The organism is Sinomicrobium pectinilyticum (assembly GCF_003725735.1).
GTDB classification, from domain to species: Bacteria; Bacteroidota; Bacteroidia; order Flavobacteriales; family Flavobacteriaceae; genus Sinomicrobium; species Sinomicrobium pectinilyticum.
Genome location: NZ_RJTM01000090.1, coordinates 1 through 16368, shown reverse-complemented (window position 1 = coordinate 16368; position 16368 = coordinate 1). Strand labels below are relative to the sequence as shown.

General features: G+C 42.4%; 16 protein-coding genes and 1 pseudogene. 11 read left to right on the top strand and 6 right to left on the bottom strand.

The features are described 5' to 3' along the window. Positions 1 to 68: 68 nt before the first annotated feature. The 3 genes from ED312_RS12665 to ED312_RS12650 all read left to right on the top strand — a co-directional run bounded on the left by ED312_RS12665 (position 69) and on the right by ED312_RS12650 (position 5492). The gene (locus ED312_RS12665; RefSeq protein ID WP_123216388.1) at positions 69 to 1586 is read left to right on the top strand and encodes a choice-of-anchor I family protein; all 1518 of its coding nucleotides are present in this window, start codon (positions 69 to 71) and stop codon (positions 1584 to 1586) included. Positions 1587 to 2246: 660 nt separating this feature from the next. Further along, entirely contained in the window at positions 2247 to 2750 is a 504-nt protein-coding gene (locus ED312_RS12655; RefSeq protein ID WP_123216386.1) for a universal stress protein, read from the top strand. 1017 nt (positions 2751 to 3767) lie between these two features. Further along, entirely contained in the window at positions 3768 to 5492 is a 1725-nt protein-coding gene (locus tag ED312_RS12650; RefSeq protein WP_123216385.1) for an adenosylcobalamin-dependent ribonucleoside-diphosphate reductase, read from the top strand. Here ED312_RS12650 and ED312_RS12645 read toward each other — a convergent pair. Further along, positions 5489 to 5938, bottom strand: coding sequence for a DUF2267 domain-containing protein (locus ED312_RS12645; RefSeq protein WP_123216384.1), 450 nt, complete (start codon positions 5936 to 5938; stop codon positions 5489 to 5491). The two genes, ED312_RS12650 and ED312_RS12645, sit on opposite strands and share 4 nt — an antisense overlap. A gap of 4 nt (positions 5939 to 5942) precedes the next feature. Continuing rightward, positions 5943 to 6527 carry a WG repeat-containing protein gene (locus tag ED312_RS12640; protein ID WP_123216383.1) on the bottom strand — a complete coding sequence of 195 codons (585 nt, stop codon included), beginning with the start codon at positions 6525 to 6527 and terminating at the stop codon, positions 5943 to 5945. 153 nt (positions 6528 to 6680) lie between these two features. Between ED312_RS12640 and ED312_RS12635 the strand changes: the two genes are divergently transcribed. From ED312_RS12635 to ED312_RS12610, 6 genes are all read left to right on the top strand, one after another. Next, positions 6681 to 7496 (top strand): universal stress protein, encoded by an 816-nt coding sequence (locus ED312_RS12635; protein WP_123216382.1) that lies wholly within the window; start codon positions 6681 to 6683, stop codon positions 7494 to 7496. Positions 7497 to 7505: 9 nt separating this feature from the next. After that, the gene (locus tag ED312_RS12630) at positions 7506 to 8321 is read left to right on the top strand and encodes a universal stress protein (RefSeq protein WP_123216381.1); all 816 of its coding nucleotides are present in this window, start codon (positions 7506 to 7508) and stop codon (positions 8319 to 8321) included. Between the two features lie 101 nt (positions 8322 to 8422). After that, entirely contained in the window at positions 8423 to 9262 is an 840-nt protein-coding gene (locus ED312_RS12625; protein ID WP_123216380.1) for a universal stress protein, read from the top strand. Positions 9263 to 9346: 84 nt separating this feature from the next. Next, positions 9347 to 9763, top strand: coding sequence for a hypothetical protein (locus tag ED312_RS12620; protein ID WP_123216379.1), 417 nt, complete (start codon positions 9347 to 9349; stop codon positions 9761 to 9763). A gap of 41 nt (positions 9764 to 9804) precedes the next feature. Beyond that, complete coding sequence (locus ED312_RS12615) at positions 9805 to 10653, top strand: restriction endonuclease (RefSeq protein ID WP_123216378.1); 849 nt, start codon at positions 9805 to 9807, stop codon at positions 10651 to 10653. Position 10654: 1 nt separating this feature from the next. Further along, the gene (locus ED312_RS12610; RefSeq protein ID WP_123216377.1) at positions 10655 to 12028 is read left to right on the top strand and encodes an MBL fold metallo-hydrolase RNA specificity domain-containing protein; all 1374 of its coding nucleotides are present in this window, start codon (positions 10655 to 10657) and stop codon (positions 12026 to 12028) included. Between the two features lie 56 nt (positions 12029 to 12084). Here the strand turns inward: ED312_RS12610 and ED312_RS12605 are convergent, their stop codons facing one another. The 4 genes from ED312_RS12605 to ED312_RS12590 form a co-directional block, all read right to left on the bottom strand. Next, positions 12085 to 12303: a hypothetical protein gene (locus ED312_RS12605; protein ID WP_123216376.1), complete on the bottom strand. Its 219-nt coding sequence runs from the start codon at positions 12301 to 12303 to the stop codon at positions 12085 to 12087. A 281-nt stretch (positions 12304 to 12584) separates the two neighbouring features. Further along, positions 12585 to 13007, bottom strand: coding sequence for a hypothetical protein (locus ED312_RS12600; protein WP_123216375.1), 423 nt, complete (start codon positions 13005 to 13007; stop codon positions 12585 to 12587). A gap of 22 nt (positions 13008 to 13029) precedes the next feature. Then, positions 13030 to 13875 carry a universal stress protein gene (locus ED312_RS12595; RefSeq protein ID WP_123216374.1) on the bottom strand — a complete coding sequence of 282 codons (846 nt, stop codon included), beginning with the start codon at positions 13873 to 13875 and terminating at the stop codon, positions 13030 to 13032. A gap of 38 nt (positions 13876 to 13913) precedes the next feature. Further along, complete coding sequence (locus ED312_RS12590; protein ID WP_123216373.1) at positions 13914 to 14213, bottom strand: HPF/RaiA family ribosome-associated protein; 300 nt, start codon at positions 14211 to 14213, stop codon at positions 13914 to 13916. Positions 14214 to 14907: 694 nt separating this feature from the next. On the opposite strand from ED312_RS12590, the gene ED312_RS12585 reads away from it, so the two are divergent. Both ED312_RS12585 and ED312_RS24135 read left to right on the top strand, forming a co-directional pair. Beyond that, entirely contained in the window at positions 14908 to 16143 is a 1236-nt protein-coding gene (locus ED312_RS12585) for a site-specific integrase (protein WP_123216372.1), read from the top strand. Beyond that, a pseudogene (locus tag ED312_RS24135) lies at positions 16140 to 16368 on the top strand (hypothetical protein); the annotation flags it as partial. The gene ED312_RS12585 and the pseudogene ED312_RS24135, both read left to right, overlap by 4 nt.

Here is a 16368-nt window from a genome sequence, read left to right as displayed (position 1 = left end):
AATTGCGAAGCACATCAGCGAACACCATTAAAAAATGAATAATAAGTGAGTTAAATAAAAATGAACAGATGAAACTAAAGAACCTTTCCTTTTTCCTTTTGTCCGCGATGTTTTTCATGGCCTGCAGTGAGGATGACGACCGCGGAGATAACCAGGAAGAAACCCCGGCAGAAGTAAATTTTCAGCACCTGGCAACGATCAATGCCGGTGGTACTACGGAAATAACGGCATTTGATCCGGTTACGAAAAAAATATTTACGGTGAATCCGGATAATGATGAGGTAATGGTGCTCGATATATCCGATCCCTCTTCCCCCGTTAAAGGGGCATCCATACAGGTAGGGGCCGTGGGTACGCCCAACAGTGTTTCCGTACATGGGGGCAGGCTGGCGATTGCCGTGGAAGCTCCGAACAAACAGGATAATGGTAGCGTTCTGGTCTACAATACCGATACCCAGGAGCAGGAAGACGCTTTTGCGGTGGGAGCTTTGCCCGACATGGTCATTTTCTCTCCTGACGGTAAATACATAGTTACTGCTGACGAGGGAGAGCCCAGCGCTGATTACCTGAACGATCCGAAAGGTACGGTAAGTATTATAGATGCCGAGACCGGCATGGTGAGCACTCTCGACTTTGATGCGTTCAACAGTGAGGAAGAAGCCCTGAAATCACAGGGAATCCGGGTATTCGGTCCCAATGCCACATTGTCCATGGACATGGAGCCGGAATATGTCGCCATATCCGATGATTCACAAACTGCCTGGGTCACCTTACAGGAAAACAATGCCATAGCCCGGGTAAACCTCGGGTCCAAACAGATAGAAGCCCTCTATCCGTTAGGGTTCAAAGATTATTCTGTTTCCGGAAATGAATTCGATGCCAGTGACAGGGATGATGTCAGCGAATTAAAGAACTGGCCGGTTTATGGTGTTTACCACCCGGATGCGGTGATCTATGTCAACCTGGACGAAACAGGCTACCTGATAACGGCAAACGAAGGGGATGCCAGGGATTACGATGCTTTTTCGGAAGAAGCGCGGGTAAAAAACATAACCCTGGATGCGACGGCATTTCCCGATGCGGAAACTCTGCAATCGGACGAAAACCTGGGACGTTTGAAAATAACCACTACCCTGGGAGACGTGGATGGCGACGGGGATTTTGATGAACTTTACGCCTACGGGGCCCGTTCTTTCTCTGTTTGGTCGGCAAACGGGGAATTGATATATGACAGTGGCAACGAGATCGCTTCCAGGACACTGGAACTGACCCCTGCAAGTTTTAATGCCGATGAAGGAGAAGCAGACGGAAGGAGCGATGACAAGGGAGCAGAGCCCGAAGCTGTGGAAAAGCTGAAGATAGGGGACCGTACCATTCTTTTTGTAGGCCTGGAGCGAAACAGCCAGGTACTGGTCTATGACATAAGCAATCCCGTTTCGCCCGAATTTATCCAGGTACTGGAAAGGTCCGGCGATATGGCACCCGAAGGTGTCCTGGCTATTTCCGCAGAAGACAGCCCGACAGAAAAAGACCTGCTGATCGTTACCAATGAAGACAGTGGTACGATCTCTATTTACCAGAATTAAAAAAGTATAGACCAGGTAAGGGTTTTTGTCATATGAAGACGAAAAGATAAAACGGAAACCGTTCCCTGAAATCCGAAGGTGTTTGATGCCCCCGGAGGTAGTGACCGATAGGGCCAGGGATTTCTGCTTTACGGATAGGGATGCCTACTTTAGTTGCGGGAGTGACTACTTTATGAATAGAGATGCTTACTTTACTTATGAGAGCATCAACTTAATACGTGGGTATATGAATTGAACAACTGCACGAGGCCGGAGAGGTCTGACAGATTCTCGTTATTTGTATTGCCTTTGTATGTCATGGGCCTGAAAAAAATAAAAAACAGGCTCTCAACCCTTTTATTTCGAAAGAAGTGAGAGCCCTTTTTTAGATATGGCCGGGTGAAAATATACTATCCGCCCTCTGATTTTCAGAACCCGGGCCTGTTTATTAATACAAATAAACGTGGAAATTAAACATCAACGGGGTCCGGTTAATCAATGTGACGTTGACACTGTCAGGATGCTCGGGATTTGTACCCCTAAACCCGAAACTCCAGCCGTTACCGGGATGGGTGATACACCACGCCTGGAGATCGTCGGTGTCGTTCTGGTTCATTCAGTAACCGGCAAAGCCGCAGTTAAACCGGGTGCCGCTAATTACACATTGGATAGCTGATAGTCATGGGCACCAAAGGGGCTTCCGGGTTAAAAGAGATGACGGTGGGAAGCAATACGGGAGATGTCATCACCAAGGTTAAATGTGCGGTATTGGCCGTTCCAGAAAATGTTGCTTTTTGTTCTCCCCGGGAGATCGTTTTCCCTACTGATTATATGTTTCAATATTCCATAAAGATTTTGGATACCCTGGCCTTCCTGGCCGAAACATTCCAATCGACGATCCGGGTATTACACGTGGTCAGAAATAATGAAGAAACCTTAAGTGAAACGCAGAAAGAAAACAAAGAACTGCTCGAAAATTATCTGTACGATAAGAAGCACAGTTTTCACCGGCTGACCCATACAAATCTCAGTGAAGCCATACAATGCTTTACGGAAAGCAGGGATATTCACTGGATTGCCATGATGGCCAAAAAGCTTCATTTCTTTCAACAAATACTGTTCCGCCCTACAGTGGCGAAAACAAGCTATCATACGAAGATACCATTCCTTGTGCTCCACGAATAAAAAAAGGAAAACTGATAAATATCATTTTATAGGGAAGTAAAGGGGTGTACTTTAGTGGTGTTAAAATAAGGTTCTTTGCTTTTTGGTTATTATGATAAAGGAATTTTCAACCTATTTAAAAATAAGTAAAGTATTAAGTAGGACGTAACAGTCTTACAATGTTCTTTACACTTTTTTTGAAGAATTGAAGATTCCCCGGAAACAGGCTCACCGGCGTGTGAGCTTGTTTCTTTATCTTTCATAACAGATTAACCCTGTTATTATCGGAGGAGGTTATGTATCATAGAGGGGTATTTGGTTTTGGGAATAAGACCTATAACCTACATTGTTACATCAGTCCTTCCGAGAGAAAAGGCCGTCTTCTGTAAAAGATGCCCTTTTTCTGTTATCCCTTCTGTCCCGGAAGATAATGACACAAAAAAACAAACTGATAAACATCATTTTTTTACCTGAAAGAAGAGACTACTTTAGTATTACAAGATAAAGTTCTTTACATAATGACTGATAAAAAATAAAAACTACTCATGGCAAGCTTTGGAGAGAAATGAGGTTTCAGGAACTTTGATACATTGCCTTGATTTCCCGAACGGAAAATAAACAGCAAGGATTGTTCTGAAAGTTACCGGTTAAACGACATTAAGGGCTTTTCCGGTGTACTGCAATGACGAATAAATGAAAAAATGTTTTTGAAACCTCTGTTACAGGAGATTTTCAATTTTTACAAATGTGATAAAGTTTTGATGGGATATTAATTGTTTCAGCATGCTTTACACGATGACAAATTGAAGGTTTCCGGGAAACAGATCTGCTTTTTTGCAGATCTGTTTCTTCTCTCTTCACACTTTTCACTATATAAATTGCCGTTGTTTATCTTCGGCAATTACCAGGGAAGGGCAACGGTATTTCCAAATCCATAAATGTTCAGGCATTAAGGTTTTGGAAATAGGGAACCTTACCCGGAGGGAACAGGGGCGCAAGTCCCTGTTCTTGTTTTAAAGAAAAAGAAACACTACGGATATGGCAGGTTTATCACTGACGGCAAATGCGTTCCAGATACTGGAGGAACGTTACCTTCTCCGAAATTTGCACGGAACGGCCATAGAAACCCCGGAAGAGATGTTCCGGAGGGTCGCTAAATGGATTTCCGGGACCGAAAAAAAGAACGGAGGCCATTGGGAAGAAAAGTTCTTCGGGATGATGAGCCGCCTGGAGTTCCTGCCCAATTCCCCTACATTGATGAATGCAGGCCTGCCTGCGGGGCAGTTAAGCGCGTGTTTTGTGTTGCCGGTGGAGGATAGCCTGGATGCTATTTTTACCTCCCTTAAAAACGCGGCGCTTATCCATCAGCGCGGGGGAGGAACGGGATATAATTTTTCCAGGCTCCGTCCGAAAGGCGCCCTGATCAGTTCTTCCAAGGGCTTTTCTTCCGGCCCCGTGGCCTTTATGAAAATTTATGATGCAGCTACGGAGCATGTAAAACAGGGCGGAAAGCGGAGAGGTGCCAATATGGGGATATTAAATGCGGACCATCCGGATATTGAGGAATTCATTTTCGTTAAACGGGATGGGACCAGTTTGCAGAATTTTAATATATCCGTCGGTATTACAAATAACTTCATGAATGCTGTTAACAAGGACCTGGAATGGGTTTTGAAGGACCCGGGGACCGGTCATGCGGTGCGAAGCATCCCTGCCGGGAAATTGTGGAAACAGATCACTGAAACGGCCTGGGCTACCGGTGACCCGGGACTGGTTTTTCTCGATAATATCAACCGGGATAACCCTACTCCCGGACTTGGCAATATACAGAGCACCAATCCGTGTGGAGAAGTCCCCCTGCTGGATTATGAAAGCTGCAATCTGGGATCGATCAACCTTTCCCGGATGGTAACGGAAAACAACGGTGTTTATGAAATTGACCGCGACAAGCTGGCCGAAACAATACATTCGGGCATACGTTTCCTGGACAATGTCATACAGGTCAATCACTACCTGCTTCCCCAGGTCAAAGCTATAACCCTGAAAAACCGGAAAATCGGGCTCGGACTTATGGGCTGGGCAGAACTGTTAATGCTCATGGAGATACCGTACGCCTCGACGGAAGCGGTAAAATTAGCAGAAGAACTCATGGAGTTTGTAAAGAAGGAAAGCTATAAAGCCTCCGCAAATCTGGCCGGAGAAAGAGGGAGTTTCCCTTCCTGGGCCAACAGCAGGTTTTATCCGGAAAACAAAATGCGGAATGCCACCTGTAACAGTATAGCCCCCACCGGAACCATTTCCGTTATAGCCGACACCTCCTATTCCATAGAACCTTTATATGCCCTGGCATACCGCCGTGTGGGGATATTGGGAGGAAAGTCACAACAGGAGGTTAACGGGATTTTTAAAAAGAAGATGAAACAAATGGGGTACTGGAATGCGGAACTGGAAGCTGTGGTATTGCAAACCGGTACTGTCAAAGAGATACAGGGTCTTCCCGGACGGGTAAAAAAGGTTTTTGAGACCAGCCTGGAGATTCCCTGGGAGTTTCACCTGAAACACCAGAGGGCTTTCCAGAAATTTACGGACAATTCGGTTTCCAAGACCATTAACTTTCCGGCAGAAGCCCGCCCGGAGGATATTTCCGATGTCTATATGACAGCATGGAAATATGGCTTGAAAGGAATAACCATATACAGGGACGGGAGCAAAGAAAAACAGGTTTTACAACGATGTAATGTCAGTGCTCCCGGAACATGTTAGAACATGATACTGTGGTAAATCAAAGGTTTCAGGTCTTTGGGGAGGCCGGTACGGATATCTTCCAGTTCTCCCAGGGAAATATATTGTCTAAGGGAAATAAATGTGGTCTGTACATAATTTTCGGCAAGCTCGTCCGACTCGAAATCGTATACGGAAGTCGGGCCGTCGAAACTCCGGACCAGGTCGATGAATTCCGGAATGTTCTTTACTTTTTCTCTTTTGGACTTTAAGGTCCATCCGTTCACGTAAACAGCTTTCAGAAACATGGGAAACTGTGCGATGAGCTGTAGAGATTCTTCCGGGGGAATGATTTCGCGCAGTGCATGCAGGACAGCGGAGAGTATCCTCCCGGCCTTTTCCTTATCATTGCTAAGGTTCAGGTTTTTGGCATATCCTTTTAGAAAGGTATTGGCCTCTGTGGTGTATTGGTTAAAGTTGAGTGCCATTGTATTAAAATTTATAAATGTTCCATGTTCCGTTTTTGTTCTTAACACCTGCGAGACGGGGAGACAGCAGTTGAGCTTCTATTTGGGGCTGTTTATACCTTTTTTTAGTGAGCAGGACCCCCTTCCGTTGTCCCAGGTATGCAATGATCTCTCCTTTTGGGTTTATGGCTACCTCGTCAAATTCATTGACCACAATATCCATATCCAGGTACTGGTTTTTTCCTCGGACACTTTTACTGGTTACGATGGCAAAAGCCAGACCATTATCAAAAGGAGTAGCATTTAGAAATACGGGAGGTATAACTGTTTTTCCGGTATTGTCCATATACCCGTAATAGGCTATACCTTCTCTGGTTTCCTCGATCAGGCAGAGCCCCTCGCTAAATACAGGTGCACTTTCGCGGACTACGATGTCCTGCCTGAAACCGATAACCAGCTCACCATCGGGATTGATAAATCCCCATTCCCCGTTCTTTTCAATAGCGATAAGACCGTCAGAGAGCTTTCCGATCCCCGATATATCCGAAATATGCTGTGCCGAAAGGGAAATGCCCGATAACAGCAACATCCAAATAACAAGCTTTTTCATTTTTTCTTCACTTTAAAATTTGTGTTGAAATTACCGGGAAATTACCAGGTGTAAAATGATAATTATCAGTTCGTAAGATAGATTTGAAGTGATATATATCATGTTTTTTGTTCATGTGACAGTTTACTTTTGATAGTGTATAAAACTGACAAAATGAAAAAAATACTATTGCCCACGGATTTTTCAGATAATGCCTGGACTGCCATTGTATACGGCCTGAACATGTTCAGGGATGAAGCGTGCGATTTTTATGTACTTCACACTTATCTGCCGGCCTTCTATGAAGTAGATTATCACGGAATGATAGAAGATACCCTTTCCGGCCTGGATCTGACATTGGAGAGGATTCACCGGGAATTCCCCAATAAAAAGCACAGGTTTTATCCACATTCGGATTTTGATCAGCTTACGGATGAGGTCCTTGACATTACAAAGGACAAGGGAATCGACCTGATTATTATGGGAACCAAGGGAGCCACGGGGGCCCGACGAATTTTGTTCGGAAGCAATACTGTTTTTGTAATGCGAAAAGCTACTGTTCCGGTATTGGCTGTTCCTGATAGGTATACATATTCGAAAATAGAAAGGATATTGTTCCCTACGGATTATCTGAGGCATTTCAAAAAAGAAGAATTACGGCCCCTTGTGGATATTGCAAAAAGGCACGGGGCCGGAATGATGGTGCTTCATGTGGAAGAAGATCTGGAATGGACGGAAAATGAACAACAGAACAAGGAAAAATTACAGGAGCTTTTAACAGGTATCGATTTTGAATTTACTGTTGTCCGGGATACGGACATATCTGCAGCTATACAAGATCATATACGCGATAATCATTACGACATGTTGGTCATGATGCACAGAAAACATTCCTTTTTAGGAAGATTGTTACGCAGGCAAAACATTGCTAATATAGGGTTTAACCTGGAAATCCCGTTCCTGGTACTCCAGGGGGCTCCGGTAAAATAATTTGAGCACATGAAAACGATATTGATTCCTACCGATTTTTCCGCCAATGCTCATAAGGCCATGGAATATGCCGTATATCTTTTTGAAAAGCAGGCCTGTACTTTTTATCTGTTAAATGCCCAGGAAACGAACCTGACAGGTTTAAATGCCGGGAGAACCGGGAGTTTAAACGAAAAAATGATGGAAGACCTGTTCAAAGAAATCAACATGGAAAACACGAATCCGAAACATTTTTACGAAAGGGAAATAATATACGACTCCCTGGTGAATGCGATAGGGAAAACCGTGCTCTCCAAAAATGTAGATTACATTTTTATGGGAACAAAGGGCTCAACGGCAGCAAAGGAGATCTTTATGGGAAGCAATGCGTTGAAAGTGATCAAAAACATGGACTTCTGCCCTGTTGTGGCAGTTCCGAAAGCATATGATTACGACCTTCCCGATGAAATATTGTTTCCTACGGATTTTAAAAATACATATGAAGAATTCGGATTAAAGCCCCTGAAAGAAATTGCCAGGTTGTGGGGAGCGAAGATCAGAATCCTATATATCGCGGAAGAAGAATCATTAAATGAAACGCAGATAAAGAACAGCAAAAAACTGGAGAGGATATTGAAGAACCTCAACCATACCCGGGAAGAGATTGTTAAATATGACAATACATTCAAAGTTATCACCAGGTATTCTGAAAACAAGTCCATAGGAATGGTAGCCATGATCAACAATAAACACAGTTTTTTGGAGAAGCTGTTCCGGGAACCTGTGATCAGGAATACCGTCTTTAAAATAAAAGTCCCTTTTTTGGTGATGCCGGATATTACATGATCCTCTTAAAACAGGATAAAGCGACGGTGCCGTGTCCTGTTGCCTGTCGGGGATAACAGAATGAGTAAAATATACTTGCTAAATTAACTAAGACACATCCGATGAAACGAATACTTGTACCTACCGATTTTTCCGTCAATGCAAAAAATGCTGTTGATTATGCTATTCATCTGTTCAAAGATGAGGTGTGCGAATTTATTCTGCTCAACACCTTTGGTGCAGGAAATACAGCCAATATGATGGTTTTGCAGGCCTCCAACCCTGCTTATGAAGCAGCGCTTATTAAATCACAAAAAAAGTTGAAAGCGCTTTTTGACATATTGAATTCTTCGGAAAGAAGCAAGAATCATTCTTTTGATATGGTTGTTCGATACGGTCACCTGGCCGAAACGGTCAAAGACCTGGTTAAAGAAAGGAATGTCGAGATGATTGTTATGGGTACCCGTGGAGCGACCGGTGCGAAAGAGCGATGGTTTGGCAGTAATACCGTTGCGGTAATGGAAAATGTGTTTGACTGTCCCATCCTGGCCGTCCCCGAATCTGCTGTGGTTAAGGTCCCGGGAGGGATCGTGTTTCCGTCCTCCTTTAAAAACGTTTACAAAAGGAAGAATCTTGACCCGTTATTAAAATTGGCAAGGAAACATAAATCTATTATAAGAATATTGCATATCGGCGACAAGGAAGAACTGGATGAGGAACAACGCGATAACAAAGCCTGTCTTATGGCAAGGCTGGAAGGGATAAAAACCTTTTACCACGCACTGACTAATATAGATACGGAAACGGCCATCCGTTGTTTTACGGAAAGTCGTGAAGATATAGACATGATAGCCTTTATGAATCAAAAACAGAGCCTGTTCAATACAATGATCCGGAAACCTGTGCTTAAAGGGTTGGGGCACCATACCAAAGTCCCCCTGCTTGTCATGTATCGCTCGTAAATAGATAAACCGGGTATTTATTCTTAAATTTATATATCCTGTCGGATCCCGGAACATAAAATATAATCTGTAAATCAATATATTATGAAAAATATCGGTATCTGGCTGGATAGGAGAAAGGCCCATATCATCACTATGGAAAAGGGCGATGAAAAAATAGAAACAGTGATCTCAACGATAGAAGCCTACAGGCCTGTAGGCGGATCGCGGTCTAAAACAAGGTGGGGCCCCCAGGATGTGGTTCAGGACAGTAAATATACAGAAAGGAGGAAGCACCAGATGAAAAGATATTTTGAGCAACTGGCAGCGAAGATCAATGATGCGGAGGGCATTGCTATTTACGGTCCCGGGGCTGTCGTGCACAAATTTGCCGAATACCTGGAGAAAGATCGCAAGTCTTTAAGGGAAAAAGTAAAATGTATAGAAAAGGCGGATAGCATGACAGAGAACCAGGTGAAGGCACTGGTACGGAATTTTTTTGTTTCCGTTAACCGTGGTTGATATGATAACTAAAGAGATGATCATAATATCTGACCGGAAAGATGGATGACACTCAACCGATTATAATCACGAAGGCCTCGGGGGAGCAGGTTGATTTTTCTTATGAGAAACTCCGTGCTTCGCTGCAGCATACCGGGGCGGGAGATCAGCTTATAGAGCGTATTATCCGAACGGTTCGCAACGAGCTTTATCCCGGTATCTCCACCAGGGAAATATACAACCGTGCTTTTGCCATGCTCCGGAAAGACACTTCTGTATTTGCGTCTAAATACAAACTCAAGAATGCGATTTTTGAGCTGGGGCCTACGGGTTTCCCTTTTGAGAAATTCATTGGTGCCGTACTGCGGTATTCGGGCTATGAAAATGAAATAGGGAAGGTAGTTCCCGGAATTTGTGTAGACCATGAGATCGACGTATTTGCAGGCAAGAACGGAACTGTTACCCTGGTGGAATGTAAATTTCATAGCGAACAGGGGCGGAAATGTGATGTTAAGATCCCCCTGTATATCCATTCCAGGTTCCTGGACATAGATGGTGCCTGGAAGAAGAATGGCAAAAACAATTTAACGGAGCCCTGGGTAGTAACCAATACCCGTTTTACTTCCGATGCCCGGGAATATGGCCAATGCGCCGGACTTTATTTGCTGAGCTGGGACCATCCGAAAGAAAACAGCCTGAAGGAAAGGATAGACCGCCTCGGACTGTATCCTGTTACATCTTCTACTTTAATGACAAAACGGGAGAAACAATTCCTGCTGGATAAAGACATCGTACTGTGCAGGGACCTGTACAAAGAATCCTTTATGCTCGATCATATCGGCATTTCTGAAAAACGGAAGAAAAATATACTCCGGGAGATATATGAATTGTGCAATATAAATCATTCCTAGGATGAAGAAGGAGGTTAAAATACAATTCCTGGGCGCCGCCGGGACCGTCACAGGCTCCAAATGCCTGATGGATACTTCGGGTTTAAAGATACTGATAGATTGCGGGTTGTTCCAGGGAACGAAAGCATGGCGGGAACTGAACTGGCAGGAGCCGGGGTTCGATGTAGAAAAACTGGATTTCGTACTCCTCACTCACGGCCATCTGGACCATGTGGGTTATTTGCCCAGGCTGGTAAAACGGGGGTTTACGGGTAAGATATATGGTACTGCACCTACATTGGCCATAACCCGGATTATATTAAAAGACAGCGCCAAAATACAGGAAGAAGATGCCGAACGTGCCAACAAAGAAGGGTTTTCCAGGCACCACCCGGCGTTGCCGTTGTATACAGAAGAAGATGCACAAAATACCCTGGAGTACCTGGAAATACAACCCCGGGACCATTGGATACCTTTATCCGAGGATATTACCGTACGGTTCCGGTATAACGGGCACATTTTGGGAGCGACGTTTATAGAAATGGACATATATGGCAAACGCTTTGTGTTTTCCGGGGACATCGGCAGACCGGAAGACCCGCTTTTGTTCGATCCCGATAAACCGGATAAAGCCGATTATATTTTTATGGAAACTACCTACGGGGACCGGATTCATCCCGATGAGGACCTCCGGGAGATACTCGCCCCCATAATCCGGGAAACCATCCACCGAAGAGGGAATCTAATTATCCCGAGTTTTGCCGTGGAGCGAACACAAGTACTCATATATCTGTTGTGGAAGATGTATGAAAAAAATAAAATACCCCGTATCCCGGTGGTCATAGATAGCCCCATGGGGAAGGAAGTCCTGCAGGTTTTTCTGCAATATCCAGACTGGCATAAAGTAAGCCGGGACGAATTCAGAGCCGTATTGGACTATGTGGAGATCGTGGACTCTTACCGGGAAACATGGAATGTCATAGATAATACCCAACCCAAAATAGTGATTGCCGGGAGCGGCATGGTGACCGGGGGAAGGGTGCTGACCTATTTAAAACAGCTGATAGATGAGGAAAGCACTACCGTGCTCCTGATAGGTTTTCAGGCCGAGGGAACGCGGGGAAGAGACCTTAAGGAGGGGGCGAAGGAAATTAAGTTTTTCGGGAAATATTATCCTGTACGTGCCAAAATCGAAAGTTTGGACTCCCTGTCTGCCCATGCAGATCAAAAAGAATTATTAAATTGGTTATCAGAAGTACGGGGAAAGCCGGAAAAGGTTTTTCTCGTTCATGGAGAACCGGAAAGCGCAGGGGTTTTTGAGGGAAAAATAAAAGAAATGTACTCCTGGGATACCTGTATCCCGAAACATAATGATGTTATAACATTGTGGATTTAAAACTTGGATAGACAAGCTCTAAGGTTAATATGAATTAGTTAATATTACAATTTTCTTTATGCCCTGATCTCTCGATGACTCTGTTCGTAATGATGCAATAAATGCTTCAGGTCATCTAAATATCGTGAAAAAGTCTCATCATTTATTTGCGGGTGTTCGATATACGGGATTGTTATAGGATTTTCGTCCAGTAACCGGTACAATTCGGGATACTCTTCTTCGATTTTTGTTAAGAGTGCATAAATTTCATTTTGAAGTTCACCCTGGTGTAGCATAACAATCGTTTTAGCATTATTGGAAGTCACGTTTTACGAAGAGGAATAAATAAATCCTCATTTTTCTTTCCCGTCCCGGGGCTTTGCTGTGAAGGGGCTCTTTTAGGAATAAGCGCTTTAGCCTGGGCGTGTAGCTGGTCTTCCGGTATGGTATTCTGTCTCCTGGAAAAACCAAAGCCATATCAGTATTATAAACAAGAGCATGTACACCCGTAAGGTATACGAAAGGAACGCTGTTTGTCCGAAGGTTGCTCTGTAAACAAGTTTTTTTTGTATTTGATTCAGTGGGTGTTTTTATGTTCCTTATCACTTTCAGGAGAGCAGTCGCACATATTGCAGATCACAATACGCATGTGTTCGTCGTTCATCATCATAAAGCTCATATTCTCACAAAAAACACTGTCTTTGCGCATCATGTCTATAAGGTGTTGCATAGTGCCTTTTGCTATTTCCCCGTTATTCTCGAGCATGTTACGGATCATTTTGTAGTCATTATCCAATAATTGTATGGCGTATTTGTTCTTGGTGATATGTTCCATAATTTCTCCTGTCATTTCCCGGTCGTTACAAATGGCGGTCATGATTTCACTTCGCTGCACAGGGTCTTCGAGCAATTTTCCTGTCGTTGGGATTTCCACCCGGGAACACCCGATTATGAAGAAAAAAAAGACAAGGCCTGCGGGTAATATATTATTGGTTCTCATTTTGTTTTTGTTCTGTGTTTAATCAGCGATTACGGACATGCATAACCAGAATGGGCGTATTTGTATAAAAACTGATACCTTTTACCACCGGTTTTTCTATTAGCCTGTATAAGAGGCTGTGCTTTCTGTTCACCAGTGTAATAAGATCGGCGTTCCGGCTTTCGGTAAAACAACTTATTCCTATGGCGGGCTCAATGTTGGTGAGGGAATGAAAAGTGTATTTTACGCCGTTAAGGTTGTCTTCCAATAACCTTCTGTTCTCTATTTGGGTTTCCGTAAGTTCTTCATTTTCCCTGATGTGCAATATCCGTATCGTTGGTTTGAATTCCCGGGCGATGTGTAATAAAGGAGATATCTCTGTTTTTTTATAAGGTAATTCGTAGGAAGTGGGAAAAATAATTTCCCTGTAACCCATAAATTCGGCCTTTGAAGGAATAGCCAGGACCGGACAGGCTGTAACTTTTTCCATCACGGCTACAGCATTGCTGCCGTAATTTGTTCCTTTGGCATTTTTGGCGCCCTGGGTCCCCATAACAATCATATCAATAGCTTTTTCTTCAACAAGATGATTTACGGCATCCAGGAGAAAATTATTTTTGGAAAGACCTTCGAAAGTATGTTTTGGGTTTTTGGCAAAGACCAGCCTGCGAATGGTGTCTTTTAATTTTTTCTGACTTTCGTTAAAGGCAACGTCATAAGCCGGGTTTCCGGGCTCCGGATACATCATGTTGATAGTGGAATAACCGTAAACCTTAAACACATTCAACACGTAAAATCTGCATTCTTCGTGTTTGTACAGCTCCGTTGCATAGGCAATGGCATTTTGCGCGTGGTCGGAGAAGTCTGTGGGAAGGAGGATTCGTTTCATCGTTTATCTTTTAGTTGTTTTTAAGGGGGGAAATCCCGTTAACGGGGATTCAGCTGTTGTTTCCTTTTGTTCAATTGTTTTCTGATACTGTCCAGTGTTTCTGCCAGTGAAGCTTCAAAGGATGTTTTATCGGAGGAAGCAAAGATTTCCGGTCCCGGTACACTGAGGTGGATTTCACAAATCTTGCCCTTGCCGTCGGAGGACGGATCCTGTTTAAAAAATACATCGGCTTTAATGACCCAATCAAATTTTTTGGTCAGGGTGTCGATTTTTTTCACCGTGAGATCTTCAATTCTTTTGCTGGTGTTCAGTTTTACAAAATGGACGTCTGTTTTCATTTTTAAGTGATGTTGTTATTAAAATGAGTTTGAATTTTTATTCTGTCACTGGTTTTATCCCAATTTTTGTTTTTCCGGTGTAAACCGGAAATAACGTTGTAAAGAAAAGGATAGTGTTCGGGTTGTGAAATGATGAATATCATGTTCTTAAGAGTCAGGGAGTGATGAATTTTACCTTAACGAATTTGAATCCGGGAAATATGTGGAATGACCCGCTTTACAAAATATGGAATGCGTTCTGATACGGACAGATATTTTCGGTAGAAATGTAGCGGATTGGAGATTCGGTATGATGGGCATCGAGTTGTATAAAAGTCAGGACCGGAAGTCATCGGGGTATTAAAGCATGGAGCATGCCTGATGTTTGATTTATACGGGCAGGAATGGAGATATAGCCAAAAGTTATGTAGAAAAGAAAAGTTAACCGTTTTTCAATGGCGGGAACTTAAACGTTGCCCTGTTTGTTACTCCTAAAACTAAAAAACCCTGTAAAATCAATATTTTACAAGGCTTTATCTGTACTCGGGGCGGGAGTATCATATGATTTTAATTTTTTGAAACTTATTTTAACTATGTAATATTTAATATGAGAGGTTTAAATAATTTTGTTTAAATTTATCTAAACATTTTTTTACCTAAATTCTGTCAGTATATTTGTCAGTAATTTAAAGTCTTTAAATTCACTTAAATAGATATGCAAGTTTCGTTTTATTTAGATAAAAGCAATAAAAATAAAGAAGGTTATGCTCCTGTATTTTATAGTTTGACATTTAATAATGATAGGATAAGGAAACGTGTAAAAGGAGTTTCTTCAAAGGAAAGTGATTGGAGTAAAAGACAGCAAAGAATAAAAGCTCCTTTAAAATCTCAGCCTTATAACAATCATATTGAGTATAACAAAATTCTTGATGAATATGAGAATAGGGCAAAAAAACTATTCCGATATATTTTGTTAAACGAAATTGCGGCTAATAAATCTTTTATAATGGTAAAGATGGAAAGCGGTGAAAGGCTAAATTTCTCCCACGAATTTTTACCTTCATTTGATGAGTTTATAGAGAAGGGTAGAAGTACAAAGGCTGGACGAACTTTAATCAGATATGGAACTGCAAAAAACTTTATCGAGAATTTCTCGATAGAGAAGGATTATCTGCTTCGATTTGATACAATTACAATAGATTTTTTCGAGAATTTCAGGGACTATGCCTTCCAGGAAAAGAAAATCCTTGTAAACTACTTTGCCAAGATCATAAGTATACTTAAAACCTTTATGAATTGGGCCCATGAGAGAGGTTACCATGATAATCAGGACTTCAAAAAATTTAAAACTACGGAACAGGAAGTCGAGGTCATATATCTTACCATGGAAGAGTTAATGACACTGTATAATCATGAATATGAGACTAAAAAGTTAGAGCACGTAAGGGATACATATTGCTTTAGTTGTTTCACAGGGTTGAGGTTTTCTGACGTAAGACAGCTAAGGCCATCGAATATTTTTGAAGATCATATTAAGCTGAATATTCAAAAGACCAAAACCATTGACCATATTATTCCTTTAAACAATTATTCAAAGGCATTGTTGGATAAATATAAGGACACTATTTATGAACCTTTACCGGTGATCTCCTCCCAAAAGTTTAATGAATATATTAAAAAATGTTGTGAGAAAGCAGAGATAGACGCCCCAACTACTATTACCCGGTATATTGGCCAGAAACGGATTGATAAAACCCTTCCCAAACACGAATTGATTACCAGCCATACTGCCCGGAAAACCTTTGTGACCAATAGCCTGATCCTAGGCATGAAAGAATTGGTCGTCCGGAACATTACGGGCCATAAGAAAGAAAGCTCTTTTAAGCGCTATGTAAAAATCGCCGAAGATTTTAAGCAAAAGGAAATGGAGGATACCTGGAATAAAGTATGAACCGTTTTTTTGAACATATCGGGATACTGTTGATGAAAATTGATCGTGCCATTAACAGGTTCACCCGAAAAATCAAACATTTCTTCAAAACATATCTCTATCTTATATTCTTTGTTTCTCTTTTTATCCTCTTTACTTTTCTGCTTATATACTTTTTCTCGGATGATTCATACGGATCGTTCTGGCGTTTTTCTTTTGCCGTAATTTATATCCTGTTCACGGCAA

Excerpts from the sequence above, each read along its gene's own strand:
- ED312_RS12665 (WP_123216388.1), top strand. The coding sequence starts at position 69 with ATGAAACTAAAGAACCTTTCCTTTTTCCTTTTGTCCGCGATGTTTTTC.
- ED312_RS12655 (WP_123216386.1), top strand. The coding sequence starts at position 2,247 with ATGGGCACCAAAGGGGCTTCCGGGTTAAAAGAGATGACGGTGGGAAGC.
- ED312_RS12650 (WP_123216385.1), top strand. The coding sequence starts at position 3,768 with ATGGCAGGTTTATCACTGACGGCAAATGCGTTCCAGATACTGGAGGAA.
- ED312_RS12645 (WP_123216384.1), bottom strand. The coding sequence starts at position 5,938 with ATGGCACTCAACTTTAACCAATACACCACAGAGGCCAATACCTTTCTA.
- ED312_RS12640 (WP_123216383.1), bottom strand. The coding sequence starts at position 6,527 with ATGAAAAAGCTTGTTATTTGGATGTTGCTGTTATCGGGCATTTCCCTT.
- ED312_RS12635 (WP_123216382.1), top strand. The coding sequence starts at position 6,681 with ATGAAAAAAATACTATTGCCCACGGATTTTTCAGATAATGCCTGGACT.
- ED312_RS12630 (WP_123216381.1), top strand. The coding sequence starts at position 7,506 with ATGAAAACGATATTGATTCCTACCGATTTTTCCGCCAATGCTCATAAG.
- ED312_RS12625 (WP_123216380.1), top strand. The coding sequence starts at position 8,423 with ATGAAACGAATACTTGTACCTACCGATTTTTCCGTCAATGCAAAAAAT.
- ED312_RS12620 (WP_123216379.1), top strand. The coding sequence starts at position 9,347 with ATGAAAAATATCGGTATCTGGCTGGATAGGAGAAAGGCCCATATCATC.
- ED312_RS12615 (WP_123216378.1), top strand. The coding sequence starts at position 9,805 with ATGGATGACACTCAACCGATTATAATCACGAAGGCCTCGGGGGAGCAG.
- ED312_RS12610 (WP_123216377.1), top strand. The coding sequence starts at position 10,655 with ATGAAGAAGGAGGTTAAAATACAATTCCTGGGCGCCGCCGGGACCGTC.
- ED312_RS12605 (WP_123216376.1), bottom strand. The coding sequence starts at position 12,303 with ATGCTACACCAGGGTGAACTTCAAAATGAAATTTATGCACTCTTAACA.
- ED312_RS12600 (WP_123216375.1), bottom strand. The coding sequence starts at position 13,007 with ATGAGAACCAATAATATATTACCCGCAGGCCTTGTCTTTTTTTTCTTC.
- ED312_RS12595 (WP_123216374.1), bottom strand. The coding sequence starts at position 13,875 with ATGAAACGAATCCTCCTTCCCACAGACTTCTCCGACCACGCGCAAAAT.
- ED312_RS12590 (WP_123216373.1), bottom strand. The coding sequence starts at position 14,213 with ATGAAAACAGACGTCCATTTTGTAAAACTGAACACCAGCAAAAGAATT.
- ED312_RS12585 (WP_123216372.1), top strand. The coding sequence starts at position 14,908 with ATGCAAGTTTCGTTTTATTTAGATAAAAGCAATAAAAATAAAGAAGGT.